The sequence below is a fragment of the Cytobacillus sp. genome (assembly GCF_964223445.1).
Taxonomy (GTDB): Bacteria; Bacillota; Bacilli; order Bacillales; family Cytobacillaceae; genus Cytobacillus.
Window position 1 is genome coordinate 1 of sequence record NZ_CAXQGS010000046.1, and the last position, 25394, is coordinate 25394.

A 25394-nucleotide genomic window follows, 5' to 3' on the forward strand; every position below is an offset into this window, starting at 1 on the left:
TGTCATCAGCAAAACCAATTTGGTATGGAGAGAAAGTTTCCGCAAGCTTTTATTGATTTTTAAATCAAGCAGCACGATATAGCCAATCCCCCCGATGATAAACAGTGAGCTTAACGTCATAATGACAGTAATGTCACCTGCATAACCGGTAACACTGCTAAAGTCGCCCATGATATCAAACCCGGCATTATTAAAAGCTGAGACAGAATGAAAAGCCCCATAATATAAAGATTGCGGAAATCCAAAATCTTCTGCCCACCGAACAGCCAAAATGATGGCGCCAATTGCTTCAACAATCAGAGTAAAAGCCACCACGAATTTTACGAGACGGACCATCCCTTCAATTGTAAGCTGATTTAATGATTCCTGTATCATCAGCCTTCCCTTTAAGCCAATATTTTTCCCAAGCATAATGGCAATGAGAACTCCAAAGGTCATAAAACCAAGTCCGCCTATTTGTATAAGAGCCATAAGAACTACCTGGCCAAAAACAGTAAAAGTTGTTTGTGTATCCACGACGACTAAACCTGTTACACATACGGCAGAGGTCGCTTCAAATAATGCATCAATAAACGATAAATGATGTCTGTCACTAGTCGAAAAAGGGAGCATGAGCAGCAGGGTGCCAATGGCTATTAGAATTAAAAAGCCAACAGACAAAGCCTGGGCAGGATTCATCCTGATCCATGTGCTGGGCCGCTCAATTCTTCTTGTCTTTCTGGTTTCTTTGTACATGGTCCATAATCTCCTTCATTTAAATGGTAAACATCATTGAAAAAGCTTATACTCCATGCCTCTCAAATCTGCCAATTCCATTATTGTGTCCCATTACAATCAGGACATCTCCCCTTAAAATGACCTCTTCAGCTGGCGGAGTAACGATTATTTCTTTCCCGCGCTGAATCCCCACGATATTACAGCCATACTTAGCCCTTATATTCAATTCAGATAGGGATTTGCTTGAGATTTTATCTGTAGCCACAATCTCAACCATACTGTAATCTTCAGACAGCTCAATATAATCAATCATTTTTTCTGAAACAATATGGTGGGCAATCCGCTTAGCCATATCCCGCTCCGGATGGATCACACGATCGACGCCAATTTTTTCGAGCACCCTGGCATGATACTCATTATGTGCCTTTGCCCATACCTTTGGAATCCCCATTTCTTTTAATAACAGGGATGTCAAAATGCTGGACTCAATATTTTCACCAAATGAAACAAATGCATGATCAATATTTTTTATTCCTGATTGCTTTATCGCAGCTTCATCGATACCATTGATTTGAACTGCATATGTCACAAACTGTGAGTATTGATTTACTTTCTCCTGGTCGACATCAATTGCGAGCACTTCCACACCCAATTCATGAAATTCCTTTACGAGACTTCCGCCAAAGCGGCCTAAACCAAATACAGCATACTGTTTTTTCATTGAAGAAATTCCCTTCTTTTTGAAAATGAACACAAAAAAACCACTCTTAATAAAAGAATGGCTAATGGTTTCCATCAACCCTTCTCTCGATTCGGCTTACGGAGTTAGCTGTCGGATTAGGGATTGAGAGTATCCCTTCTTAGCTTTAATATGCTAAGATTCACCCCAAGATAAACCAGGTTTATCAAAATTGGTTCCCCCGCTCAAAATGATTCAGCAAAAAGGTTACTATGAAATTAATAAATATAAATTACTCCCATGTAAAACTCTTGTCAATCTTTTTTTTTACATAGCATGTAAAATAAAAAGCACTTCCCTGTACGGAAAGTGCTGCCAGAAGGTTATTCCCAAATTGCTGATGCCCACTCGGGATGATCTATAAATGGATTGCGGTTATGCTGGTAATCAGAATAGATGATTTCGTTTCTTTTCCGCTCGTTATCATCTACTGGATCTTCCTTATGCCACTCAAGCAGGACAGACATTTTGCCATGATAAGGAGCAGAGCCATTATTGACCTGATTGTTCAGCTCCAGATCCACCTCTCCGCTGTCTCCTTCATAACGGACAGCCATATAAAAAAGCATTCTCGCAACATCGCCTTTTACCGTATCCCTTGGTTCCCAGGAATCTGAATCATAGTAGTTTCCCAGTGCCTCTGAATGCTGGGTGCCTCCATCGTCAAAGTCAAGATTTCCTCTCGAGCTGTTTACGGAAGCATCTGTTGGCCGCAAATGATGCAGGTCTGTTCCCGCACCCATCGCTGTACCAAAGTCCCCATGCGATTTAGCCCAAACGTGCTCCCTGTTCCAATCATTGACGCCAGAACCATTAGTGAATTTCCCCTGAGAGCGGCCAGTATACAAAAGAATGACGTTATTGGGATTGGCAGGATCTTCATCAGTTTCGCGCAGCGCTTCCCATACATTCGAATAGGAAATTTCCGTGTGGTCATCAATGATTGTATGGAGGGCTGTTTTTAAATCCTCTCCAGTTTTTCCGTTTGCATCATCATAATATCCCCCTGGTTCCGGGCCGGGATCGACTGTTCCATCACCAGCTTGTTCGAAGGCAGTTCCATCTTTTAGCCCTGGATGAGAAAAATAGGCGGTAAGCGTTCCGGTTACCTTAATTTTTTCTCCAATCAAAGATGGATTGGATTTTAAACCAAAAGCTGATCGGAACGAGGAAGGTATTTGAACATAAAGCATCCTGTCTGTGCTGGTCTCTGATGGACTATCTGACAGAGCCAAAGCATAGTCATTTGGAAACCCGCTGGAAATAACCGTATTTGCCGCAGTCGGCTGTCCTACCACATAGCCTTGAACAGTTTTGGAAGAGTTGTTTTGAGTACTGATTCCCTGTGAAACGGAATAAGGTGATGACCAGGACCCATCCCCGGCAGCTGCCCTGGTTATTGAATTTTGAATGGGCTGCATCACGATCAGAATGACAGTAACCAAAATAAATGATAACAGCAGGCCTTTTTTCTTACGATTCAGCATTCATTCGCCTCCACATTTTTTTGAAAGGACTTATAAATATTCAGAAAAGTCACAATCATCTCCAAGTATAAATGAACACCTTCGGACATAGCATGAGGTATTGGTCCCAAAAATTTACTATTTTACAATACTTAACATTAATGTAATTTATTTAAAGTTCTTCTTTTTTTAAAATGCCCAAATACTCAATCCAAGGACCAACATCTGTCCTGTATCTATTTGCCAATACTCTTGAAATCTGTGAAATATGCGTAAGGTCATGCACTGCCCAAGTGGAAATCAATTCCCTGACTCTAACTGGACCAAATGCCGGATGAAGCCCTGTTTTTTCGAAATGAGTTTCCAGATCAGTTATACCAGTAAGTGTGGCTAAATTCTTCATTCTAAGGGTCTTAAAGGCTTCAAGCTTGTCTTCAAGTGATAGATCATCTGACACATTTAAATGAGCATACCGGTCAAATGGAGGGAATGGCTTGCTTTCCCCTTCCTGCAGAATCAATTTCAGCCGCGGAATCCAATTTTTCTCCTCACCATCAATCAAATGATCAACCACCTCGGCTGCATTCCACGTGCCATCCCCTTCATTGCCTTTAAGCCATTCCGAAGATAGCCCGCTTAGCAATGAATCCAGCGTACGGGGTGTCCGTTCAAGAATCTCCATAGCTTCTCTTAAATTAAAATTCATATAACCGCCCCTTTTTTAACAGACCCGCTCAGATACAAAACTGCGCGTCTGTATCTAACTTCTCTACAAGTCCTTTTCAATCTCTCCCATTATTTTGAAGGGACCATATGATTTATTTGATGGCACTACGAGGGTTATTCCGCTTTCAGGATAATAGGCAGAATGAAAGCTGACTCCCGGGTCATAGCCCATGAGGTGATATTTGAAGATGGATCCGTTTTTCTTGCTGATCCATAATCCGTAGCCGTAATATTCATTCTCATCTGCTTTGGCATGCGGGCTCATAAGCTTTTCAGTATACTCTTCGCTCAGGAGCTTGTTATTACACAATGCTTCCCAAAATAAGGTCATATCCTGAGCAGTAACATAGGCTCCTCCGTCAGAACCGCCTCTAATGGGCAATGAATAAATATTGGTTCTCCATGTCCCATCTTCTTCATTATCTATATAACCAATTGCTGTATTTCCAGGAAGACTGTCAAATCGGAAAAAGCCTGAATCCTTCATTCCGCATGGTTCAAAAATATGGGACTGGATATAATCCTGGAAACTCATTCCTGCCTTCTTCTCTATAATTAAACCCAAAAGTATATATCCGGCATTATTATAATGAAATCTCTCCCCCGGCTTGAACATCATTTTTTTATTCTGGAACATAGGAAGAAAATCTCTAAGATGATTTAATAGGTACATTGGCCTTTCTTTCCACAGGTCCTCAAAATCATCCATAACTGACTCATCAAAATAGTCAGGCATTCCAGATGAATGGGTTAACAAGTGATGAATGGTCATTGTCTCATCAAAGAAGGGAAAAACATCCTCCAATACATCTTTTAGTCTTGTTTCAAATGATATGGATCCATTCTCGGCCAATTGACAAATAGCAACCGCCGTAAAAACCTTACACCCGGAGGCGATGCCAAACCTGGTGCCTGGATTATTTGGAGTTTCATTTGCTCTATCAGCATACCCCTCTGCTAATTGAAGGATCATATCTTCGTTTTCTTTAACAAGTACGACACCAGAAAAACCAGCATTATTAATTACAGAACTTAACCTTTTATCATAATTCTTAATTAACATGAGTATTCCCCTTTAAGGTATTATTCCATGACCTAAAACAATTGCGGGACAGGAATAACGGTCTCTAATATTTTCGGTAATAAGCATGATTCTTCCAATTGAAAGAAGCGCTTAATCATCCAGTAATAACAAATATTTCTCAAAAGCAGTAATAGTCAGTGATTCATTTATCTCTATTTTCTCAAGCTCTTTAAAACCATTCTTTAAATAAAAAGCGACAGCAGGTGTATTCTTAGAACCTGTTGTGACAATCATTTTTTCAATCATTGGCCTCAGTTCAATGAAGTTCAGCAGCTTTTGTGCAATACCCTTTCTAAAATGTTCAGGATGAACAATCAATCTATGAATATCTAAAACATTATTTTCCTCTTTAAACGAAATCGCACCGCATAATGTTTCACCAATAAAATACCCAAAGAAGGTCTCTCCGGTTATTCGCAAGGCATCAGCCGTATCCTTCAAAGGCGGTAAATCTGGACATCCAATGATTTCAGCCTCAATTTTATACGCGGGAAGCTGTACACTTAGAACCTGCTCAGCAGCTTTTCGGTCTTTAATATTAATTTCCTTAATCATTATGGTCCCTCTTTTGAAATTAGTTTTAAAAATTAATTTCTCTATCAAAGATCATTTCCCTCTTTTTTGGACGAATGAAGGCATTCCAATATAAAATGATAACTAAGGGGGTGAATTGTATGAATTTAAAATATGAAGTGATAACAGAAGAAAAAATCAGCCTTTGCCGGGATTTATGCAATGAGCTGATGACTTTCCAGAAATCTAAGGCACATATAACACCTGAGCGTTTTGACAGTATGAATTTTGAAACAAGGATGATTCCATCCGCAAAATCTGCTATACATAATTATATTGTGATTGTTAAGGACCATGAAGAAATTGTGGGCTATGTCTATTCCAATGTTTCTCCGAAGGAAGCCTACTCTAATGATTTCGCCACATTTTTTGATTTAAATTCAGTGGGGAAAGACAATGTTGGGTGCTTATCACAATTCTATATAAAAGATGGCTACAGGCAATATGGAATTGGATCAGTGCTTTTTAACATGTCGATGGAATGGTTAAGTCAATTTAAAGATGTTGAAGATTATTTTATCTATGTGTCAAATGGGAATACAGAGGCCCTTGAATTTTATACACGCAAAGGGTTTACTGTCAGTCACGATATTCTGGAAGGCTTTATTACAGTTTTGCGCAAATAGGAAAGGCCATTCCCCCAGGTTCTGACAACAGGATAAAACTTTCCCCATAATCAATAAAGCTGCTGAACCAATTGGTTAAAGTCAGAAGCGAAAAAAAATCCAGCGGAAATCTTAGCTGGGTTTTTCCAGTCATATTTTCATCAGCAATTTTCCTAAAAACAAAACTACCCATAATCCTAAAAAATAAGGGTGGACATTGTCATAAATCTTGTTATAATTCTATAAGAAATTACTTTGAAAAGGGTGCTTTATGGGAAATACATGCAGATATGTTGTGAGTGCCACTGGGAAAAACGGCGAGACTTATTATACGCAATGCAAGGATAAAGAAGAGTTAAAAGAGTGGCTGGCGGAACATGAAGACAAGCTGAATAAGAAGGAACTGAAAGTGAAGGACAAAAAAAGACATCCTCTTTTAAGCTGGCTTAACTTCTAATCTTATTGCTCAAAAATCTATTGACCTTTTCTATTAAATTACTATTTAATTAATAGTAATCATAGATAAGAAAATCGTATGATTTACAACTTTTATGATTATTGTTAATATATTAAAAAATCATTAATAATTTTTCGCTTAATCTTAATTGAGCGGGGGAACCAACTGTACTTTTTTATAAAAGTACCTGGGGTGAATCCTTTTACAGGTAGGGTACTCTCAAGACCCGAACCCGACAGCTAACCTCGTAAGCGTGTTGAGAGGGAAACACTGCATAAATGCACAGTGGTTATTACCTCTGTGTTTTTTTGTTGCCTTTTTTAGTTAGGATTATGTTTTTTGGGGGTAATATAGGAAAGGCAAAATATTTTTTGTTTCCAGTTTACATTTTTTTACATTATTCATTGGAGGAACGTGTATGAAATTATCAACTAAAATTATTATTGCTCTAATCGCCGGGGGAATCACAGGTCTTTTGATTAACTTATTTGCACCTGGCATTTTCCCCGAGCTAGACAAGTTTTTATTTACTCCGCTTGGAAAAATCTTTTTAAATCTCATCAATATGCTGGTTGTTCCGATCGTCTTCTTTTCCATCACTCTTGGGACAGCAGGCCTCGGTGATCCTAAGAAGTTAGGAAGAATTGGGATTAAGACCATCTCCTACTTTCTGGTAACCACCAGCATTGCAATCGTCATCGGTCTTGCTTTGGCAGCTGTTTTCCAGCCAGGGAACGTTGGTGAATTTGACGTAACAAACGTAGAGTATGAATCTAAAGAGGCTCCTCCTGTTTCAGAGACATTATTAAATATTATTCCAACCAATCCGGTAAAAGCCTTCACGGAAGGCAACATGCTTCAGATTATCACTTTTTCAATTTTTGTCGGATTTGCACTAACCATGCTTGGCAATAAAACAAAAGGCATATTAAACCTTATTGAACAAGGCAATGACATGATGATGTACCTTGTTAACCTGGTGATGAGATTTGCCCCTTATGGAACATTCGGACTTATCGTTTCTGCTGTAGGCAGTCAGGGTCTGAGTGCCATTAAAGCTATGGGACTTTATATGATCGTTGTTCTTCTTGCATTGTTTATACATGCGATTTTAACTTATGGAGGTTCTATTGCTTTACTTGCAAAGAAAAACCCGCTATGGTTCTTTAAAGGCTTTGCGCCGGCCATGGGTGTTGCTTTCAGTACATCAAGCAGTAATGCGACACTGCCGATTTCCATGAATACTGCTCAGAAAAATTTGAAGGTTCCTGAATCAATCAGCAGCTTTGTTCAGCCTCTCGGTGCAACCATCAACATGGATGGAACAGCCATCATGCAGGGTGTTGCAACTATTTTCATTGCTCAGGTATATAATGTTGATTTAACATTGACACAGCTTATTACGGTCGTCCTGACTGCCGTTCTTGCCAGTGTTGGTACAGCTGGTGTGCCAGGTGTCGGTTTGATTATGCTTGCCATGGTCCTTAACTCTGTCAATCTTCCTGTTGAAGGGATTGCATTAATCATTGGTATTGACCGTCTGCTTGATATGACGCGAACGGCAGTCAACATTACAGGTGATGCTGCATGTGCAGTGATTGTAGCGGAAACAGAAGCAAAGAATGAGGCCGTTAAAGCCTAAAATATAAATAACACCGGTTATCCGGTGTTGTTTTTTTTATGGAAATCTCTTCCTTCCTGCTTGCTTCTTTATTCAAATTCATTGATTTTCTATTAATTTTTAGTATAATTAGTTTCATAACCATCACGTAACAGTTTGGAGGAATCCTCATGGGGCTGAGAAGTTAAGAATAGGAGAATTGGCTGAAAAAGCAAAGGTTACTAAGAGAACGATTGATTACTATACTTCACTTGGCCTGCTAAAAGCAGAACGTTCCCCTTCAAATTATCGCTATTATGATTATTCCGCCATCGAACGGATTGCTTTTATCGAAAGATGTAAAGCGGATGGTTTATCGCTGGAGGAAATAAAGAAAAAAGTTATCAGCCGATTTTCTGAAGAGGTGGATGTTCTTGAACTAAGGCTTAAAATTCAGGATCTGGAGGAAGATGTCACAAAAGCACTTTCTCAGCTGAAGAAATCTGATCCCGAAAAATACGAATATGTCAAAAAAAACATTTCACATGAAAGCTTATCATTAATTCAGACCTTGCTTTTATTGCTTAACTGAATATCCTGCGCCCAAACAGTTTTTTGGGTTTTTGGAGCATTATGGATATCAATTTGGGCACAATTTAAGTAGTGAACTTTATAAGGATTATTACCATTTTAGGAGGTGTATGTCTTACTTTTAAGTAAGACTGCTCGTTGACAACCATAAATTTATTACTGATTGCACTATTAATAGCATTAACCGCATTCTTCGTAGCAACTGAGTTTGCGATTGTAAAAGTACGTGTTTCCCGAATTGATCAGCTGATTGCTGAGGGCAATAAAAGGGCTATTGCAGCTAAGAGAGTCGTTACTCACCTTGATGAGTATTTATCAGCATGTCAGTTAGGGATTACCATAACCGCATTAGGTTTGGGGTGGCTGGGTGAGCCGACAGTTGAAAAATTATTGCACCCGGTATTTGAAAGATTTGAAATCGCCGAATCGCTAACTCATATTTTATCCTTTGGCATTGCGTTTGCTTTAGTCACCTTCCTGCATGTAGTTGTAGGTGAGCTTGCACCCAAAACCGTTGCCATTCAAAAAGCTGAGGCCGTTACAATGGCGTTCGCAACACCAATTATTTGGTTCTATCGTTTAATGTTCCCTTTCATTTGGTTCTTAAATGGATCTGCTCGGGTACTGGTTGGCATATTTGGTTTAAAACCGGCTTCTGAGCATGAAATTGCCCATTCTGAAGAAGAATTGCGAATCCTTTTATCCGAGAGTTATAAAAGCGGTGAGATCAATAAAAATGAGTTAAAGTACGTGAACAATATCTTTGAATTTGACGAAAGAATTGCGAAAGAAATAATGGTTCCGCGTACCGAGATGATTACGATTGCCTCGGATGATACACTGGCAGATATTATGCAAACTATCCAAACAGAGAATTACACGCGATATCCAGTTGAAGATGGGGATAAAGACAATATCCGCGGGTTTATTAATGTAAAAGAATTTCTGACGGCAAGTCTTACAAACAAGATCACCCCGGAGAATCTTGAGCTTGACTCGTTTATTAACCCGGTAATCCATGTAATTGAAAGCATTCCGATTCATGACCTGCTTGTAAAAATGCAAAAAGAACGCATCCATATTGCCATTTTAATGGATGAATATGGCGGAACTTCCGGATTAGTGACTGTTGAAGACATACTCGAAGAAATTGTCGGAGAAATTCGTGATGAATTTGATGAAGACGAAGTTCCTGAAATTAGAAAGCTAAACGATAACCATTATATTCTGGATTCCAAGCTTCTTATAGACGATGTCAATAATCTGCTTGGCACAGATTTTGAGCATGAAGATGTTGATACAATTGGCGGCTGGTTCCTGACACAGCATATGGAAGCAGAGATAGGAACAGAGATTGAAGCTGATGGATTCACATTCAAGGTCCACGAAAAAGATGGTCACCAGCTTCATTATCTGGAGGTTTTTAAAAGCAAGCCCCTATTAGCCTAGGAAAAACGGCGGCTCCAATTTCGGCAGCTGCCGTTTCTTTTTGCGTCTATATAAATACTTGATTGTTTTCCTATTACCCGTTAGACTGACTTATGTACGTTTTATATCTTTGAACTTCGTGAACTGTCTAGCGCAAGCAGGATGTGGGTCATGCAGACGTTGCCACAGGACGTGGCGTTTTTAGTCTGCGTTCCTTTATAAGCGGGCGCCTTCCGCTTTTCTTATGAATTAGTAGACGAACTGAGCACATTTCAATTATAGTAGAAAATAAATTAATGAACGACAGAAAAAAGGAAGGCGTTAGTATGTCCAAAACTTTCTATCACTTTTTAATGAAGTACAGGCACCCTGCACCGAAGGATCACATCAGCCGTTTTGCCAATGATGCTTATGAGGATCACAGCTTTCCGAAAACAGCCTATGATTATGATGAGATCAGCTCTTACCTTGAAATGAACGGAAGTTATCCTGAGAGCATGTCTGTCTTTGATGAAGTCTGGGAATTGTATATTCTTTCTGAAAGCTAAATGAATTCATGGAAACACTCCGACTCTGGAGTGTTTTTTATTTAGGCTGATTTTGTAAAGTTGGTTGCTTTTTAATATCTTAGTTTAATTTACTGAGTTGATTGGAAGGAGGGCACTTGATCCTCGAAAATGCTGACGCATTTCCTTCGTGCGGTGCACATTCGAGGAAGCATATTCAATGTCCCTCTCCACGGAAAGCACGTGCCCGCAGCGGAAAGCAACGGGCTGAATTAAAACAACAATCTATGAGAGAAGAGCTTTTATTTATAATGGGACGTCTGCGCTTTTTGTTTGATTGTGATGAACGTACGGACGATTTTCATAAAAAGTGCATATACTATTGTATTCAATACTCACGACTCAGTCATTGAGAGGATGGAGGAAATGAGCAAAAAGAAGAAACCAAAGTACAAAATCGGTGATACAGTCGTGATCACTATTTATGGTACAGTCGGAAAAGTAACAGATGTGAAATGGCTAGATGATATGTACGTCTATGAAGTCAATAAAAGCGAAGGTCTATATATGGAATCCAGCCTTCAAATGCTGTCTGAGTATGAAGGTGAGATTATGGAAAAGGAGCATATTGACATCGAATATAAATACTTTTTTGGCGACCTTGTCCAAGTCAAGGGGTATGGTTCGGATCTTTTCAAAATAGTAGGCTTCAGGACGGAAATTTGGAGATACAAAGAAGACGCATGGGAAGATGTTATTTATGAGCTTTCGAGAATTAATGACGGGGAATGGCTGGAGGCAGGAGAGGAAGAGCTGACACTCGTTGCGGATGCTGAAAGTGCAGATGCCTTTATCCAGAAGCTGGGACTCCTTTATATGATAAATAAAAAAGAAAAGCTGCCTGAATTAAAGGAATCCGCTCATTCATTCCGCAAGGCAGAAAAGGAATTGCTTGAAGGCATAAAAGAAAGAAAAGTGCTGATTGATGGTTTGCTTGATATATATAATGATTATCGTATTCTTTATGAAATGTTTCAGGATGATGAGTATAAGCATATCATGCGGGTAATACTCAGAAAACTGAAGCATATTGCCAATAATGATGATAAGAGCACTGTGTAAAAAGCAAAAGCAGCTCAGAGGTCTAAGCTTCTTAGAGCCAAGTGATTAGGAGATACAGCAAAAAAGGGATGCCAAACCATATGACCAGCTTAAATAAAGCATTTAATAGATTGCTATAAAGATTTATAATGGAGCTTTCTTCACGATTGACATCTTCTTTAATGATTAGGACCAGTCTGGATATACTTGACATGTCACTGCCTCCTCAATTACTGAATAAAATGGATCGATATTAGCTGCTTATCCTATTTGTATGTCCTAATTGAAGAAAAATGCACTGTAAAACAAAATAAAGAATATAACTTTTCTGAAAGTTGTTTTGCATGAATCCATTCAGTGCTTCATACATTTTGTACAAAGGGGGCGTTGCTGTGAAGGAAATAGAGGTCGTAATAGATACGGAAGAAATTGCTGAGTTTTTCTTTCATGAGCTGGCAAAAAGAGGTTATGTGCCTACTGAAGGAGAATTGGATGAACTTGCAGATATCACATTTGAATACCTGCTGCAAAAGTGCATCATTGATGAAGAAATTGAAGATGACTAATATAGAAAAATGACGAGGAAAGGTGCTCGTCATTTTTTTGCGGAGCAGCAGGAACATCATGCACATACATATTCTGATACATCTTTAAAAGAAAACGCTGAAAAATGGTAAAGCAATTTCTGCAAATAAAAAAATATGTAGCAGCACATATAAAAAATGAAACTTTTCTTGTTATGAACACGTACATCTAAATGAAGCAAGTGCTTTGTGTTATATAGTAAAGACCGCCGGAGATGGTTAAAAAGGTTGGCCGGCTGGAAGGTAAATCTTCAATTGGGAAAGAAATAAAATAAAAAAAGAACTAGGGAGAGAAGCATATGTCATTTTTTAATAAGGTCCTGGCAAGTGTGGGAATTGGGTCGGCAAAAGTCGATACGAAACTTGAAAAGGATTCAGCAGCCCCAGGTGAAGCCCTTAATGGTGTTGTAGAGATCACAGGGGGAAGCACCGAACAGAAGATCGATGATATTTATCTTTCATTGAATACTACTTACATTAAAGAATCAGATGATAAAAAATATACAGTCTCGGGTTTGATTGACCGTTTCAGGCTCTCTCAAGCCTTCACCCTGGCTGCGAATGAACGAAAGCAAATTCCTTTTACTTTTAATCTTCCAGCTGACACGCCTTTGTCTTTTGGGAAAACAAAAATTTGGGTGGCGACTGGGCTGGATATAAAAAACGCAGTGGATCCTGCCGATAAGGATTATATTCGAGTCGTGGCAAACCCGCTAATGGATTCTGTATTGAACGCTGTTTCGAGTATGGGATTCCGTTTGCGGGAAGCAGAATGCGAACAGGCTCCGCACCGCCTCCGCAGGAGGCTGCCGTTTATACAAGAGTTTGAATTTGTTCCAGTCTCCGGTCCTTTCAGAGGAAAGCTGGATGAACTGGAAGTTGTATTTTTTCCGCAGTCAAATGGAGAGACAGAAATCATGATACAAGTAGACCGCAAAGCGAGAGGGCTGGGCGGATTCCTGGCAGAAGCACTGGAAATGGATGAAACCTTTGTCCGTTTCACTGTTACAAATGCAGATATTCCTTATATGCAGCAAAAGCTTCAGTCTGTCATTGCAAAATATGCCTAAATAAATGCTAATGAAAACGATGGGTGAAGCCCATCGTTTTTTATGCTCAGACTGCGGCTGTGGAATGCATATAGTTATGCCAGAAGTGTTTTTAGAAAATCCTGTCCTTTTAAAAATGGGGTGATTAGCACGTACATGATTGAGTCGGGAATTTTCTTCTCATCATCGGAAATAATTCCATGAACACCGAGCCGCTGCATGTCTGCAAACTGGTATTGCTTGCTGATGGTCCACGAGTATATCTCATAATCGAATAACTCAGCTTGATTAATGAAGGATTTGGAAAGTAAGAGATGGTGAACAGATAGGAAAGAGGCAAAATCGCGGTAGGATGCCAAATGAAACAAATCCAGGTGCTTGCTCAGCAGCAGGCCTGCAGGAATTTCGGGTGCAAGCTGGTGGAATTTTTTCATCTCATTAATGTGGAAAGATTGGACTTTTATGTGATTGTCTGGTTTATAAGAATTTAGCATGTCTGCCAGAATCTCTGTCATGCCAGGCTGATTTTCAGGTGATTTCATTTCAATTATGATTCCTGTTTTTCCGCTGACTTTTTTTAATACTTCATTTAATAATGGGATTTTTTCACCGGCAAATGCAGGAGAAAACCAGGATCCTGCATCCAGCTTTTTTATATCCCTGACCGTCAAATCCTCAATCAGTCCCTCTCCGTCGGTAGTGCGCAAAACATTAGCGTCATGGATAACGACAAGCTGTTTATCCTTGCTCAGCCTTACATCTAACTCGATATAGTCAAAGCCCAATTCAATAGCTTTTTCAAATGATGCAAGCGTGTTTTCCGGTGCAAGTGCAGATGCGCCTCTGTGTGCGATAGACTGAAAAGGCATGAGAGGCTGAAAAAAATAAGAAATAGTCATTATTGCCAATCCGATAAGGATTGAATATAAAACAGGCTTTTTGGATACCAACAATTTTCATCACCTCCCGAAAAGACTTTTATACATAATATGCAGGCTGGATACTTTTGAAAGCGTTTTCTTTGTGAAAAAAGCCGTGAATCGACAAAAGTAGTATTTTTTTTATGGAGGAAACGACAAGAAAAATGGCTAATTAAACAGTAATAAAAAATTGTTATTAGAAATTTTGGCCGCAAATAAAAAAATGCCATAAAAATGCTTTTGAAGACCTTATTCGTCAAAGCAGCTGACAGATCAATTCAATTAATAGGTAAATCAGCCAAGCGGATGCATGGAATAAGAGGGGGATGCCATATGCTGAAGGAATTAACAAGAATCAAAAGAAAAGAATTTGATGTGACGATCTTTCAAACACCTAAATTTAGGGACAAAAAAGGCTTTCAGCAAGTATATCGCCTAAATGTAGAAGCTTTAACCCATGTGGAATGTCTGGATTCAGTTTTTAGGAAGTTTAATGTGCATGACCGGATCCCTGGGGATTTTGATGGCCGATTTATTTCCACAGGGGATATACTCTATATTGATGAAGGCAGGAGAGGGCAATTTTATTATCAGCTAAAGCCGGGCGGCTGGGAAGAAGTTAATCGAATACATATACGTTAAATGAAAAAGCAGGAGGGCACTTTAGCTCTCCTGCTTCTTTTTATAAAAATTTTATTCAATGTTGGAACCCGGGCCGTTTTTGCGTTTATTGGCAGTGTATTCTTTGCCGTGTGCTTCTTGCTCTGCAATAATTGCTTCTGCAGGAATATGATTATTTTTCTTTGGTGAATTTATACGGTTGCGATGCTTCTTGCCCATCCTAATCCCTCCGCTTATCGATTGCTTATTGTTTTAACCGTTTTGGATGTATTGGGCTCGGTATTAGCCCTGGAAGATGGATTTGTCTCATTGGCATGCTGTACGGCCTGCCTTAGTTTTTTGCTCATTCCTTTTTTCGGCATGATTACAACCTCCTTTGGAAAAGCTAAAAATAGCTTTCCCGTACAGAGAAAAAACATGCCTTATGTAATTTGTTTCTAAGTGATGGCACATATGGTATAGTTTGACTTGGAAGCATTTACAGAGGCTTCAGAAATAATTTGGAGGTTTTGATTATGAGCATACATATCGGTGCTAAAGAAAACGAAATTGCGGATACGGTCCTGCTTCCTGGAGACCCTCTTCGTGCAAAATATATTGCAGAAACATTTTTGGAAAATGCAGAATGCTACAATGAAGTCCGCAACATGTTTGGCTATACTGGAACATATAAAGGGAAACGCATATCAGTTCAGGGTACAGGCATGGGAGTGCCATCCATTTCCATCTATATTAATGAACTGATGCAGAGCTACAATGTTCAAAACTTAATTCGAGTAGGCACATGCGGTGCGATTCAAAAAGATGTGAAAGTAAGGGATGTAATTCTGGCAATGAGCTCTTCTACCGATTCCCAAATGAACAGGCTTACTTTCGGAGGAGTGGACTTTGCGCCGACAGCTAACTTCGATCTTTTGAAAAAAGCTTATGATGCAGGTGTCGAAAAAGGATTAAACCTTAAAGTCGGAAATGTATTCACAGCTGATATGTTCTATAATGACAATGCTGACCACGAAAAATGGGCACAATATCAGATTTTGGCGATTGAGATGGAAACGGCTGCGCTATATACACTTGCAGCGAAGTTTGGCCGTAAGGCGCTTTCTGTCTTAACAGTCAGCGACCACATCCTCACAGGTGAGGAAACATCTTCTGAAGAAAGACAAACTACCTTCAATGAAATGATTGAAGTTGCACTTGAGGCTGCTGTTCAGGAATAAAGGAAAAGGATATGGAAACTGGTTCATTAAGAGCCAGTTTTATTTTTTTTTTTTTGATGTCAAAAATTAAAAAAATTTAAAAATACGCAAAAAGCAATTTGTGCCGTTTGTCCTGTTTTTCACACAATTATGGACTAGTTGACATGAAGTGTTAAAATAGTAATGTTGCAAAGAAAAAGAAAAGCGGAAGCGCCTTGCACCCCTGCACCTCGGGGGGGGGGGGGAGGCGCTGTAGCTATACAAAAAAGTCAGGTGAAATTGAATGAAGAAAACCATAATTATGGCAGGGATACTTAGTCTCATGCTTACAGGCTGCAGCCAGCTTGATCCATATTTAGATAAGGTCCAGCCGCTTATTGAAAAAATTCCATTCCTGGGGGGAGAAAAAAGTCTAGAGGAGCCTCCTCAAGAAGATGAAACCTCAAAAGAGCAAGAAAACAGTGCTGAGAAAGCGGGCAATGTGGACAAAGAAGAAATTATTAAAGATGATCCTCTTTCATTGGAAGCAACATATTTTAATGATGTTAAAGTTGTCAATGGCAGAAATATAATTCAGAATCCTGAAAATGTAATGGCCCTTGTGAATAAACAATTCAGCCTTCCGGATGGCTATGAACCTTCCAAGTTAATCATCCCTGAAGTTGCATTTTCTTATGGGAAATTAGATTTGGAAAAAAGCTATATGCGGCAGGACGCTGCACTTGCTTTGGAAAAGTTATTTACCGGAGCGTTAAATGAAGGTGTTGAATTGTTTGCAGTTTCCGGTTATCGTTCATTTACACGGCAATCACAGGTTTTTGATGCAGAGGTAAACAGAGTAGGAAAAGAAAAAGCAGTTCTGGCTGTTGCCATTCCAGGCAGCAGTGAGCATCAGACAGGCCTTTCAATGGATATCTCAAGCAGAAGTGCAAACCTTGAGCTTTCAGAAGAATTCGGGGAAACAAAGGAAGGAAAGTGGCTTGCTGAAAATGCACATCGCTACGGTTTTATTCTCCGCTATCCAAAAGGAAAAGAAGCCATCACAGGTTATAAATTTGAGCCTTGGCATTTCCGATATGTGGGTACAGAGGCTGCAAAAGTCATTTATGAAAAGAAATGGACGTTGGAAGAATACTTCGATATTGTTAAAAAAATCTAAGAGGCCATAATGGCCTCTTTTATTTTTCTTTTTGCTTGAGACTGCTTTTCCCTGATTGAAAATAGAATATAACAGCTAATATGAGGGGAACAGCGGGAAGTGCTGACAGGAAACGGAGAGTGTTTTCTGCACCTGATAAATAATAGCCTAAGGGAAGCAGAAGAAGGAAGCTTAAAAATGCAAGTTTCCATGACTGATTCATGACTCCGGCAATAAGGCTGATCAATGAAAGTGCGAAACTAAGCCATAATACTGCGCTTATCATAATATTCACCCCTTAAAAAGTGATGGTAGGCTTAAGGTCATTCTGGTGAAAAGGATAGGAGGATGGATGCGGATATTAAATATGAGACTATATAATAAAATATGGTCTGTACTGGCAAAACATTAATCTTTTATTTTCTTGTTGTCCATATTGAGGGGGAAGTATGATTCCTGAGTGGGCATATATCAAGCCGTCTGCTGTTTACCCGATGTTTATTAACATCCTTAAATGAGGTATTAATAAACGAAGGTTTTACATGGAAAAAGGAGGCACAGACATTGGGAAAATTTTCACTTAAAGTTGTGGGCATGACCTGCAGCCACTGCGAAGAGGCGGTAAAAAATGCCCTTCTCTCCATTGATGGCGTGGCAAGCGTTGCAATTGCCTTTCACGACGAACACATAGAAATCGAGTATGATCCGAAAAAAGCTGATAAGGAAAAACTAATAAAGGTGATAGAAGATCAAGGCTATGGGGTAGCCTAACTTAAAAAGGAGCGCTTTAGCATATTTCGCTGGCGCTCTTTCAAATTTTACACATATGCATTTTTCTTTGTTATTTTTTCGATAAAAATGTTATTCTAATCATTAAGGATTGTACATAGTTATTTTACGGTAACGAAAGTGGTGAAGAGTTTGCAGAATGAAGACCTAAACAAAGGAACTTCCGAAACACCAGATAATAACCATTCAGGTTTTATCCGCATGAAAAAGTTTCATTTTGTCATGCTGCTGTTTTTTATTGTTTTCCTTTCAGCTGGGATTACTACCTTTGCACTGGCTTTTGGTGATGAAAAAGCAGTAGATGTTGGAACAGGCGAAAGAAGGGAATTTGATAAGCTGTATACAGCTTATGATACCCTTAAAACAAACTATTTCCAGGAAGTTGACCAGGATAACCTTATAAATGGCGCTATTAATGGTATGCTTGAAGCGCTGGATGATCCATACTCAGACTATATGAACGAGGAAGAAGCCAAAAGCTTCCATCAGAGTATTTCATCCTCATTTGAAGGAATCGGAGCTGAAATCCAGGAACAGGAAGGCTATATTGTAATTGTTTCACCATTAAAAGGTTCACCTGCTGAAAAAGCAGGGCTTAAACCGAACGACAAGGTCCTGTCCGTTGATGGAAAAAGCCTTCAGGGGATGAGTTCTACAGAAGCCGTTATGCTGATAAGAGGCGAAAAAGGCACTAAGGTAGAACTTTCAGTTCAGCGCCCTGGCGGGAATGAGCCTATGAGTATTTCCATTACCCGCGATACCATCCCCCTTGAAACTGTCTATGGGGAAATGCTTGAAGATGGTATTGCAAAAGTGCAGATTACTACCTTTTCGGAAAATACTTCTAAAGAGCTGGTGGAAACTTTGAATGAGCTGCAGGAGCAGGGCATGAAAGGATTAATCCTTGATCTTCGCCAGAATCCTGGGGGCCTTCTGGATCAGGCAGTGAAAATTTCCAGCCTGTTTGTCCCGGATGGCGAGATTTTATTCCAAATTGAAGACCGCAATGGAAACAGGGAAGAAGTTAAATCAACGAAGGAAGAAAACCCGAATATTCCTTTAGTAGTTGTAATTGATAAAGGAAGCGCAAGTGCATCAGAAATTTTGGCCGCGGCAGTACATGAGTCTGCAGATGTCCCGCTTGTCGGTGAAAAGTCGTTTGGAAAAGGCACAGTGCAGCGTGCACAGGACTTCTCTGATGGATCAAACATGAAATTCACAACTGAAAAATGGCTGACTCCGGATGGAAATTGGATTCATAAAAAGGGAATAACACCAGACCACAAAGTGGCCTTGCCTGATTATGCTACACTGCCATTTATTAATCCTGACACTGAATTAAAGCTTTCTGCTTCTTCAGCACAGGTAAAAGGTGCTCAGCAAATGCTGAAAGCACTTGGATATGATCCTGGAAGAGAAGACGGTTTCTTTGATGAAAAAACAGAACAGGCTGTCAAGGAATTTCAGGCTGCTGAAAAGCTTGAGCAAAATGGAGTATTATCAGGGCAGTCTACCCTTAGACTAATGGAAAAACTCCGTGAAAAAATTGATCAAAATGATACGCAAATTCAAAAAGCAGCTGAAGTGCTGAAAGATCAAATAGAATCTTAAGTCAAAAGCTCTCCATTTTTTGGAGAGCTTTTTTCTATGGATACATGTATTCCTGTTATAGAAAATGGGTATATAAAGCATTCATCTTTCCCACAATGATAGTAAACTTTACTATATGCAGCGCAGGAGTGATTCGCTTGAAGAATATAATAATTGTTTTTTTATTGGCTGCAGCCATCCTGTCGGGCTGTACTTCCTTTCAGCAAAAAGAAGATCGCAATGAGGTAAGGCGGGATACTGCAGCTGATGAGACTGAAAAGGAGGATAAAGAGCCATCAGCTATTGGAAATGGTCCGAAAAACTTTTTGCTGATTGGTGTTGATAGCAGGGGAGAAGAGGATTCACGTTCTGATGCTATTCTTCTAGCCAGTTATGTACCCTCTGGAGATTCGATTAAATTGGTCTCTTTAATGAGGGATAGCTATGTTAAAATTCCAGATTATGAATATATGTACAGTAAACTGAATCATGCTTATTATATAGGCGGCAAGGATTTATTAAAGGAAACAATAGAACAGAACTTTGGAGTCCAAATCGATCATACTGCAATTATCGATTTTAAGGGATTTACAAAAATGCTTGATGCCATTGCCCCTGATGGAATTGAAGTGGAAGTCAGTTCTGCAATGATTGAAGATATGGGCTTGGATTTGGAGGCCGGGAAGCAAAAACTTAAGGGGAGCGACCTTTTATCGTATGTGAGATTTCGCCATGATGGACAAAGTGATTTTGGGAGAGTGGACAGGCAGCAGGAAATTTTGATAGAACTTAAAGATGAAGTGATGAATCAATTCTCTTCACCCGCTGGTTTGGCAAGGTTTCCGGAAGTGATCAGCCAGGCATTGAAATACGTTGAAACTGACTTGAAGATTGAGGAAGCAATAGCTTTAGGTGTATCATTTTTAATGGACCCTGTTACTGATATTGAAACGCTGAGAGTGCCCATTACAGACAGTTTTGAAAATAAAACGTATGAGCATGCCGGATCGGTTCTCCAGCTGGATTTTGAAGAAAACTCAGAAGCACTTAAGCAGTTTTTGAAGGCTGAAAAAGAATAGCGCAGATAAGAGCCATAGCGCTATTAAAATGAGGAGCCAGTGGGGCTCCTCATTTATTTTTTCTGCAGACCGCAATCCCAAAGGGATAATGCTTGCCTTCTCTTTTCGGTTCAATAAGAACACTTCTCTGATAATAAAATTCCGTCTCTCCGTATGACTTAAACAGGTCGGTGAATTCATCTTCAGTCAGCTGGTGATAGTGGAAAGGCTCTCTCGTTGGTTTTCCCCTTCCAGCGCCGAATGGAGTGGATAAAATGAGAGTCCCTCCAGGCTTTAGCATCTTATAAAGGCTGTTAAGAAATATTTCTTCTGATGCCAGGTGTTCAAGCGTTTCAAAGCTCGTAATTACATCAAAGAATCCTAATTGTTCAGGGAGGGTTTCTTCTTCTGCATTGGCTTTTACATATTGTACAAGAGGATGATAATGGTGCTGCCTGGCATATTTCAGTGTCTCTTCATCCATGTCCACAGCGATAATTTCATTTATTTCTTTTTTCTTGGATTTTGCCATAATTTTTGAGCCGTACCCCGTTCCGCAGGCAATATCAAGGACTCTTCCTCTGGCATAATAAAGGGCAAAATAGTAACGCGCCAAATGTTCCAGTAGCATTCCATTTGTAATCGGCATTTCCTCCGGTATGATTCTTTCTCCGGTATTTTCGAGCATTAACTCCACCATCCTTATTAGAGATTATAGCAAATATGTCTTATGGTTTGTATGGACTGTTAAAATCATATACAATGTGTCATTAGACAGGATAGCTATAAAGAGGTGATCCTTTGAAGCAGATAGTGGAACTTAATGAGCAGACCCGCAATCAAATTTCAGATATAGAACAAAAATGCGAAAAGCTTGCAGAAAAACTTCTTAATAAGTATAAATCAGTCTTTCATGCCGGCGGGGAATATCTGGTAGTGGACCTGATCAGAACCATTAAAGGCCGCAGAGCATCTGATAATGATGTTTTTAAAGTTGATTATGAGTCCATTTTGGAATTGGGAATTGAAACGGAAGATGATTTTTTTCCAAATGCATATATTCCCATCTGGAAATGCAAACAGGAAATGTTTCATTCCGTTGGTTATTTAACAAATCTGGATATTGATTCAATAGAAAAGAAAATGATGATATTGATTGAAGAAATGCTTGCAGACCGTGAAGAAGGGGAAAAATATGAATAACACAGAAATATATATATTATCAGGCTTTCTAGGGAGCGGGAAAACAACACTTCTAAAGCACCTGCTCCAGGATGAAAAAAAGCAAGGCAGGAAAGTGGCAGTTATGATGAACGAGCTCGGGAAAGTATCAATTGACTCAGACGTGGTCGATGAGGATGTACCTTTAAAGGAGCTGCTTGATGGATGCATATGCTGTACAATCTCAGATAAGCTGGAAGCTCAGCTTCAAGAATTATTGGTGGTTGATAAACCGGAAGCGATCTATATTGAAACAACAGGCGCTGCTCATCCCATTGAAGTTCTGGATAGCATCCTTTCCCCCCTCTTTGCAGATCGCATGCTGGTAAAAGGGGTTCTTTCAGTTGTTGACGGTCCCAGATGGCTTAATCGAAAGCAGTTAAGCCCGCAGATTCAGCAGCTCTTACTTGAGCAGGTGCGGCATGCGGATTTAATAATTTTAAATAAAGCAGATGAACTAACCGAAGCGGAACAGGCGCGGCTTACGATGGAAATTCAGGGTCTAAACAGCCAGGCTTTCAGCATCTTAACATCGTACTCAAAGATCGCTGTGAAGGAGGTAAGAGGCATGTCTTCCGGGAATAAGAGCCCCGCATCCCGGTCACATGTTTTTTCTGATCTGCGCTTGAGCACTTTTGTATATAAGTTTCAAAAACCTGTCAATCAGTCTGAATTTGAGGACTTTCTAAGAGGCCTCCCTGATACTGTTTACAGAATAAAAGGATATTTGAAACTGAATTCCTCACAGTACCCGTTTCTTTTTCAGTTTTCTTATGGAATGCCGCTGTATATGCACGAAAACATAAATATGCCATTGAATATGGTTTTTATAGGAGAAAATCTTGACTGGGAAGAAATTGAAAAAAGGTTAAAAACCTTAGAAGGCATTAATTAAGATTAGAAAAATCGCACTCAAATTGTGCGATTTTTTTATTCCTTCAGATGAATGAAAAAAACCTGTTTTTGGGAAACTCAATATATAATGCTGTACCGAAAAAAACATAAAAAATGAGTGGAACTTATGAAAACAATACATGCAATCATGATTATTATTGTTCTTCTTGCTGCGGGAGGCACACATACTACTGCAGCGGAAGAGGGGATAAGCTGGCAAATTGATATGATTCCTTGGGAAAAAGTGAATGGCATATTGCCTAAATACAGTAAATTTACTGTTCTGGATGTTGAAACAGGCAAGAAGTTTAAAGTTCAAAGACGAGCCGGCAGCCATCATGCTGATGTTCAGCCATTAAATGCTGAAGAGACAAAAATGATGAAAAGCATTTATGGGGGAAAATGGAGCTGGAAGAGGAGGGCAATAATTGTTATTAATGGAAATCAGTGGATTGCCGCTTCTATGCATGGAATGCCCCATGGAGGCGGAGCACTGAAAAACAACTTTCCTGGGCACTTCTGTATTCATTTTTATGGCAGTACCACACATCGTACCAATTACATGGATTTATCACATAAGCTGATGATATTAAAAGCAGCAGGAAAACTTGATGAATATCTCTATAATGCAAATCCATATGAAGTAATCAGTGCATTCATGGCTGGATTAAAACAGCAGGATGCCAAGATAGTACAGCCCATTTCCCTCCAGCCCTTAGCCTGGAATAAAATCCTGCCCAGCATAGAAAATGCAAGGCTAAGTGCGATGCCTGTCCTTCCTGCTGAGGATTTGACAGACGAGCTGAGCCTGGAAGTGCCGGTGGAAGCAGACTGGTTTATAAAAAACCGCGGCAGAGTGCATTTTCGAGGCTGCATCTATCTTGTTCGCTATTCACAAGCGGACCCATGGAAAGTGGACAATAAAAGATTCCTTAAGGAGAATAAGTTAGTGAACGAATAAAAGCTTGAGAATAAAATCTCAAGCTTTTATTCGTTTTAGCAAAACTACTGTTTTTCGCCAAATTTGATGAATGTGCGTTCGTCTTCCACAAGCCCGCAGGCCGCACACTGCACTCTCTTGTCAGGGCCTTTATAAGGCATATGGAATGGGGACAGCTGTTCACTGCTGTACTCTTCCAATACATTCCCTGTCTGGGGATCCATTTTGATGGATTGAGGCACCTGCTGAATAATATTGAATCGGCTTCTGTTGGTTTTACAGTTTGGGCACCGATAAGGTGAATTCATTAACTCATTCTCCTTTCTGGCATATTAGCTATATTTTTTGCATTTATAAAATTATTTATGTAAAAATACATCTAAGGAAATATAATGGTTTCCTGTTTTGGAAGGGAAGTGGCAGTAATGAGTGCAGACTATGAAAAGCTTTTGAATGAATACCGGAAGCTTTGGAATAACCGGAAACTCGAAGAGAATCATAATGCTGAAATTATATTGAAAGAAGCGATCTCCAGAGAACTAAAGGATGAAAATTCACATCCTAGAGTCCGTAAGACGATCTATGAAAAATTTTACCTGGCGGTTAAGAGGATAACACACTCAGAGTTGGATGAAACATCAAAAAACGCACTTATCCAAATGCATATCAATGAATTTGAATGTTTGAAATAGGAAGGGTAAGCTTCCTATTTTTTTTTTGAATTCAGCAGGTTTTCTATAGGTTTCAAGATCCTTTCACATTTATCTCACAATATTAAGGTAAGATGAAGATAAGATAGTCATAAGGAGAAATGGTATGTTTAAAAAAAATTATTGGTTTTTATTATTATTGATATTAACCGCATTCCTTACTTCCTGCTCAGAAAAGAGACAGCCTTCAATTCCTGAAGATATAACTTTTGCTGCTACAGTGAATATCAAGGATATGACCTTATCTTTTGTGGATTTGGCTAAGAAGGAGCTGGCGGCAGAGTGGATCATGGAGAAACCTTATACAGGGGCACTAATTCTCCCGGACAATGATTCCATTCTACTTTATGGAAAACAGCTTGAAACGGCAGATCAATACTCCTTAAAGGAGGGAAAACTGATTGATAGCTGGGAGACAGGAGAAGGTATCGTCAATGGCATCCTGCTTGATACTAATGAAATAGCTTTTGCAGATCAAAACTTAAACAAAATTAGGTTCTTTAATTTAAATGGAGAAGAGGAAAAACAGGTCGAGACGGAAAGAGATCCGCTTACCCTCCTAGAATATGGTGAAGAGAATAAGTTATTTGTCCTAAGCTTCAATCATGAAAAACTGGGAATTATCGATCTTGAATCAAAAGCAAAAAGCGGGGAATTTACAATCCATCCTTCAGCAGCCGGTGCCTGGCTTAATGAGAAAAGCGGTGAAATCTGGATTGGCGGACATGGAGAAGGAGTTGAGATTGAACAAAATATCCATGTGTATGACACTGAAACCGGGGAGTTGATAAAGCAAATTCCAGCTGCTTATATGCCGATTAATTTTCTTGGACATGAAAATCATGTTTATGTCTTAAGCCATGGATCAAATATGTTATATAAAATTAATGAATCAGGGGAAGAGGCTGCCTCTGTCTCGGTTGCAGCAAATCCTTTTGAAATGGCTTTTGCAAAAGATATACTTTTGGTCGCCGGTTATGACAGCAATGATTTACATATACTAGATCCAAAAAATTTAAAAACGCTTAATAATATTAAGGTTGGAGAAGGCCCTTTTAAAATAGTCATTAGGGAGAGTGTAAAATGAC

Annotated in this window: 33 protein-coding genes and 2 riboswitches; of the genes, 20 read left to right on the forward strand and 13 right to left on the reverse strand. The window is 39.4% G+C overall.

The features are described 5' to 3' along the window. The 6 genes from ACEQ1T_RS06825 to ACEQ1T_RS06850 all read right to left on the reverse strand — a co-directional run. On the reverse strand, nucleotides 1–735 hold a 735-nt coding region (locus ACEQ1T_RS06825), incomplete at its 3' end, for a potassium transporter TrkG (protein WP_370222197.1). A gap of 46 nt (nucleotides 736–781) precedes the next feature. After that, on the reverse strand, nucleotides 782–1438 hold the full coding sequence (locus tag ACEQ1T_RS06830) for a TrkA family potassium uptake protein (RefSeq protein ID WP_206843818.1): 657 nt from the start codon (nucleotides 1436–1438) through the stop codon (nucleotides 782–784). A 78-nt stretch (nucleotides 1439–1516) separates the two neighbouring features. Then, nucleotides 1517–1667: riboswitch (cyclic di-AMP (ydaO/yuaA leader) on the reverse strand. Nucleotides 1668–1779: 112 nt separating this feature from the next. Next, entirely contained in the window at nucleotides 1780–2943 is a 1164-nt protein-coding gene (locus tag ACEQ1T_RS06835; protein WP_370222200.1) for an endonuclease, read from the reverse strand. 151 nt (nucleotides 2944–3094) lie between these two features. Then, complete coding sequence (locus ACEQ1T_RS06840) at nucleotides 3095–3628, reverse strand: DinB family protein (RefSeq protein WP_206843813.1); 534 nt, start codon at nucleotides 3626–3628, stop codon at nucleotides 3095–3097. A 63-nt stretch (nucleotides 3629–3691) separates the two neighbouring features. Further along, nucleotides 3692–4711 (reverse strand): serine hydrolase domain-containing protein, encoded by a 1020-nt coding sequence (locus ACEQ1T_RS06845; protein ID WP_370222201.1) that lies wholly within the window; start codon nucleotides 4709–4711, stop codon nucleotides 3692–3694. A gap of 111 nt (nucleotides 4712–4822) precedes the next feature. After that, nucleotides 4823–5287: a GNAT family N-acetyltransferase gene (locus ACEQ1T_RS06850; protein WP_370222202.1), complete on the reverse strand. Its 465-nt coding sequence runs from the start codon at nucleotides 5285–5287 to the stop codon at nucleotides 4823–4825. Nucleotides 5288–5406: 119 nt separating this feature from the next. Between ACEQ1T_RS06850 and ACEQ1T_RS06855 the strand changes: the two genes are divergently transcribed. The 7 genes from ACEQ1T_RS06855 to ACEQ1T_RS06885 all read left to right on the forward strand — a co-directional run bounded on the left by ACEQ1T_RS06855 (nucleotide 5407) and on the right by ACEQ1T_RS06885 (nucleotide 11614). After that, nucleotides 5407–5931: a GNAT family N-acetyltransferase gene (locus tag ACEQ1T_RS06855; RefSeq protein WP_370222203.1), complete on the forward strand. Its 525-nt coding sequence runs from the start codon at nucleotides 5407–5409 to the stop codon at nucleotides 5929–5931. Between the two features lie 250 nt (nucleotides 5932–6181). Beyond that, nucleotides 6182–6367, forward strand: coding sequence for a hypothetical protein (locus ACEQ1T_RS06860; RefSeq protein ID WP_009333656.1), 186 nt, complete (start codon nucleotides 6182–6184; stop codon nucleotides 6365–6367). Between the two features lie 125 nt (nucleotides 6368–6492). Beyond that, a riboswitch (cyclic di-AMP (ydaO/yuaA leader) is annotated at nucleotides 6493–6637 on the forward strand. Nucleotides 6638–6785: 148 nt separating this feature from the next. Beyond that, the gene (locus ACEQ1T_RS06865; RefSeq protein ID WP_206843802.1) at nucleotides 6786–8009 is read left to right on the forward strand and encodes a dicarboxylate/amino acid:cation symporter; all 1224 of its coding nucleotides are present in this window, start codon (nucleotides 6786–6788) and stop codon (nucleotides 8007–8009) included. Nucleotides 8010–8187: 178 nt separating this feature from the next. Further along, nucleotides 8188–8559, forward strand: a complete 372-nt coding sequence (locus tag ACEQ1T_RS06870) for a MerR family transcriptional regulator (RefSeq protein ID WP_206843800.1) — start codon at nucleotides 8188–8190, stop codon at nucleotides 8557–8559. 137 nt (nucleotides 8560–8696) lie between these two features. Beyond that, entirely contained in the window at nucleotides 8697–10007 is a 1311-nt protein-coding gene (locus tag ACEQ1T_RS06875; RefSeq protein WP_206843798.1) for a hemolysin family protein, read from the forward strand. Between the two features lie 305 nt (nucleotides 10008–10312). Continuing rightward, a complete protein-coding gene (locus ACEQ1T_RS06880; RefSeq protein ID WP_206837907.1) occupies nucleotides 10313–10534 on the forward strand; it encodes a YozE family protein in 222 nt (73 codons plus the stop codon). Between the two features lie 384 nt (nucleotides 10535–10918). Next, on the forward strand, nucleotides 10919–11614 hold the full coding sequence (locus ACEQ1T_RS06885) for a hypothetical protein (protein WP_206837904.1): 696 nt from the start codon (nucleotides 10919–10921) through the stop codon (nucleotides 11612–11614). Between the two features lie 31 nt (nucleotides 11615–11645). On the opposite strand, the gene ACEQ1T_RS06890 is transcribed toward ACEQ1T_RS06885, so the two are convergent. Continuing rightward, a complete protein-coding gene (locus ACEQ1T_RS06890) occupies nucleotides 11646–11807 on the reverse strand; it encodes a hypothetical protein (RefSeq protein ID WP_206837901.1) in 162 nt (53 codons plus the stop codon). A 178-nt stretch (nucleotides 11808–11985) separates the two neighbouring features. On the opposite strand from ACEQ1T_RS06890, the gene ACEQ1T_RS06895 reads away from it, so the two are divergent. Then, the gene (locus ACEQ1T_RS06895; RefSeq protein WP_009332582.1) at nucleotides 11986–12159 is read left to right on the forward strand and encodes a YozD family protein; all 174 of its coding nucleotides are present in this window, start codon (nucleotides 11986–11988) and stop codon (nucleotides 12157–12159) included. Nucleotides 12160–12476: 317 nt separating this feature from the next. Next, complete coding sequence (locus ACEQ1T_RS06900) at nucleotides 12477–13247, forward strand: sporulation protein (RefSeq protein ID WP_206837899.1); 771 nt, start codon at nucleotides 12477–12479, stop codon at nucleotides 13245–13247. A 74-nt stretch (nucleotides 13248–13321) separates the two neighbouring features. Here ACEQ1T_RS06900 and ACEQ1T_RS06905 read toward each other — a convergent pair whose 3' ends face one another. Next, nucleotides 13322–14179, reverse strand: a complete 858-nt coding sequence (locus tag ACEQ1T_RS06905) for a glycerophosphodiester phosphodiesterase family protein (protein WP_244671118.1) — start codon at nucleotides 14177–14179, stop codon at nucleotides 13322–13324. Between the two features lie 300 nt (nucleotides 14180–14479). On the opposite strand from ACEQ1T_RS06905, the gene ACEQ1T_RS06910 reads away from it, so the two are divergent. Continuing rightward, entirely contained in the window at nucleotides 14480–14788 is a 309-nt protein-coding gene (locus ACEQ1T_RS06910; protein WP_206837896.1) for a YodL domain-containing protein, read from the forward strand. Nucleotides 14789–14839: 51 nt separating this feature from the next. Here ACEQ1T_RS06910 and ACEQ1T_RS06915 read toward each other — a convergent pair whose 3' ends face one another. Together ACEQ1T_RS06915 and ACEQ1T_RS06920 are read right to left on the reverse strand one after the other, a co-directional pair. Further along, on the reverse strand, nucleotides 14840–14986 hold the full coding sequence (locus ACEQ1T_RS06915; protein WP_206837895.1) for a hypothetical protein: 147 nt from the start codon (nucleotides 14984–14986) through the stop codon (nucleotides 14840–14842). A gap of 14 nt (nucleotides 14987–15000) precedes the next feature. Beyond that, complete coding sequence (locus ACEQ1T_RS06920; RefSeq protein ID WP_280516070.1) at nucleotides 15001–15129, reverse strand: hypothetical protein; 129 nt, start codon at nucleotides 15127–15129, stop codon at nucleotides 15001–15003. A gap of 153 nt (nucleotides 15130–15282) precedes the next feature. On the opposite strand from ACEQ1T_RS06920, the gene deoD reads away from it, so the two are divergent. Then, nucleotides 15283–15987, forward strand: a complete 705-nt coding sequence (deoD, locus tag ACEQ1T_RS06925; RefSeq protein WP_206837893.1) for a purine-nucleoside phosphorylase — start codon at nucleotides 15283–15285, stop codon at nucleotides 15985–15987. A gap of 262 nt (nucleotides 15988–16249) precedes the next feature. Beyond that, nucleotides 16250–17125: a D-alanyl-D-alanine carboxypeptidase family protein gene (locus tag ACEQ1T_RS06930; protein WP_370222208.1), complete on the forward strand. Its 876-nt coding sequence runs from the start codon at nucleotides 16250–16252 to the stop codon at nucleotides 17123–17125. Between the two features lie 19 nt (nucleotides 17126–17144). Here the strand turns inward: ACEQ1T_RS06930 and ACEQ1T_RS06935 are convergent, their stop codons facing one another. Next, nucleotides 17145–17390, reverse strand: coding sequence for a hypothetical protein (locus tag ACEQ1T_RS06935; RefSeq protein WP_206837888.1), 246 nt, complete (start codon nucleotides 17388–17390; stop codon nucleotides 17145–17147). 278 nt (nucleotides 17391–17668) lie between these two features. On the opposite strand from ACEQ1T_RS06935, the gene ACEQ1T_RS06940 reads away from it, so the two are divergent. From ACEQ1T_RS06940 to ACEQ1T_RS06950, 3 genes are all read left to right on the forward strand, one after another. Next, on the forward strand, nucleotides 17669–17875 hold the full coding sequence (locus ACEQ1T_RS06940) for a heavy-metal-associated domain-containing protein (RefSeq protein ID WP_370222210.1): 207 nt from the start codon (nucleotides 17669–17671) through the stop codon (nucleotides 17873–17875). A gap of 150 nt (nucleotides 17876–18025) precedes the next feature. Further along, nucleotides 18026–19504, forward strand: a complete 1479-nt coding sequence (locus ACEQ1T_RS06945; RefSeq protein WP_370222211.1) for a S41 family peptidase — start codon at nucleotides 18026–18028, stop codon at nucleotides 19502–19504. A gap of 128 nt (nucleotides 19505–19632) precedes the next feature. Further along, a complete protein-coding gene (locus ACEQ1T_RS06950) occupies nucleotides 19633–20562 on the forward strand; it encodes an LCP family protein (RefSeq protein ID WP_370222213.1) in 930 nt (309 codons plus the stop codon). A 49-nt stretch (nucleotides 20563–20611) separates the two neighbouring features. On the opposite strand, the gene ACEQ1T_RS06955 is transcribed toward ACEQ1T_RS06950, so the two are convergent. Continuing rightward, on the reverse strand, nucleotides 20612–21229 hold the full coding sequence (locus ACEQ1T_RS06955; protein WP_370222215.1) for a class I SAM-dependent methyltransferase: 618 nt from the start codon (nucleotides 21227–21229) through the stop codon (nucleotides 20612–20614). A 113-nt stretch (nucleotides 21230–21342) separates the two neighbouring features. Between ACEQ1T_RS06955 and ACEQ1T_RS06960 the strand changes: the two genes are divergently transcribed. The 3 genes from ACEQ1T_RS06960 (at nucleotide 21343) to ACEQ1T_RS06970 (ending at nucleotide 23617) form a co-directional block, all read left to right on the forward strand. Continuing rightward, nucleotides 21343–21744 (forward strand): hypothetical protein, encoded by a 402-nt coding sequence (locus tag ACEQ1T_RS06960; protein ID WP_206837876.1) that lies wholly within the window; start codon nucleotides 21343–21345, stop codon nucleotides 21742–21744. Beyond that, nucleotides 21737–22657: a GTP-binding protein gene (locus tag ACEQ1T_RS06965; protein ID WP_370222216.1), complete on the forward strand. Its 921-nt coding sequence runs from the start codon at nucleotides 21737–21739 to the stop codon at nucleotides 22655–22657. The genes ACEQ1T_RS06960 and ACEQ1T_RS06965 overlap by 8 nt, the downstream gene beginning before the upstream one ends. A gap of 126 nt (nucleotides 22658–22783) precedes the next feature. Further along, entirely contained in the window at nucleotides 22784–23617 is an 834-nt protein-coding gene (locus tag ACEQ1T_RS06970) for a hypothetical protein (protein ID WP_206837870.1), read from the forward strand. 44 nt (nucleotides 23618–23661) lie between these two features. On the opposite strand, the gene ACEQ1T_RS06975 is transcribed toward ACEQ1T_RS06970, so the two are convergent. Next, nucleotides 23662–23904 (reverse strand): hypothetical protein, encoded by a 243-nt coding sequence (locus tag ACEQ1T_RS06975; RefSeq protein WP_009332565.1) that lies wholly within the window; start codon nucleotides 23902–23904, stop codon nucleotides 23662–23664. Nucleotides 23905–24021: 117 nt separating this feature from the next. On the opposite strand from ACEQ1T_RS06975, the gene ACEQ1T_RS06980 reads away from it, so the two are divergent. Together ACEQ1T_RS06980 and ACEQ1T_RS06985 are read left to right on the forward strand one after the other, a co-directional pair. Continuing rightward, on the forward strand, nucleotides 24022–24288 hold the full coding sequence (locus ACEQ1T_RS06980; RefSeq protein WP_206837868.1) for a hypothetical protein: 267 nt from the start codon (nucleotides 24022–24024) through the stop codon (nucleotides 24286–24288). 124 nt (nucleotides 24289–24412) lie between these two features. After that, nucleotides 24413–25393, forward strand: coding sequence for a YncE family protein (locus ACEQ1T_RS06985; RefSeq protein WP_206837866.1), 981 nt, complete (start codon nucleotides 24413–24415; stop codon nucleotides 25391–25393). Nucleotide 25394 lies beyond the last annotated feature (1 nt).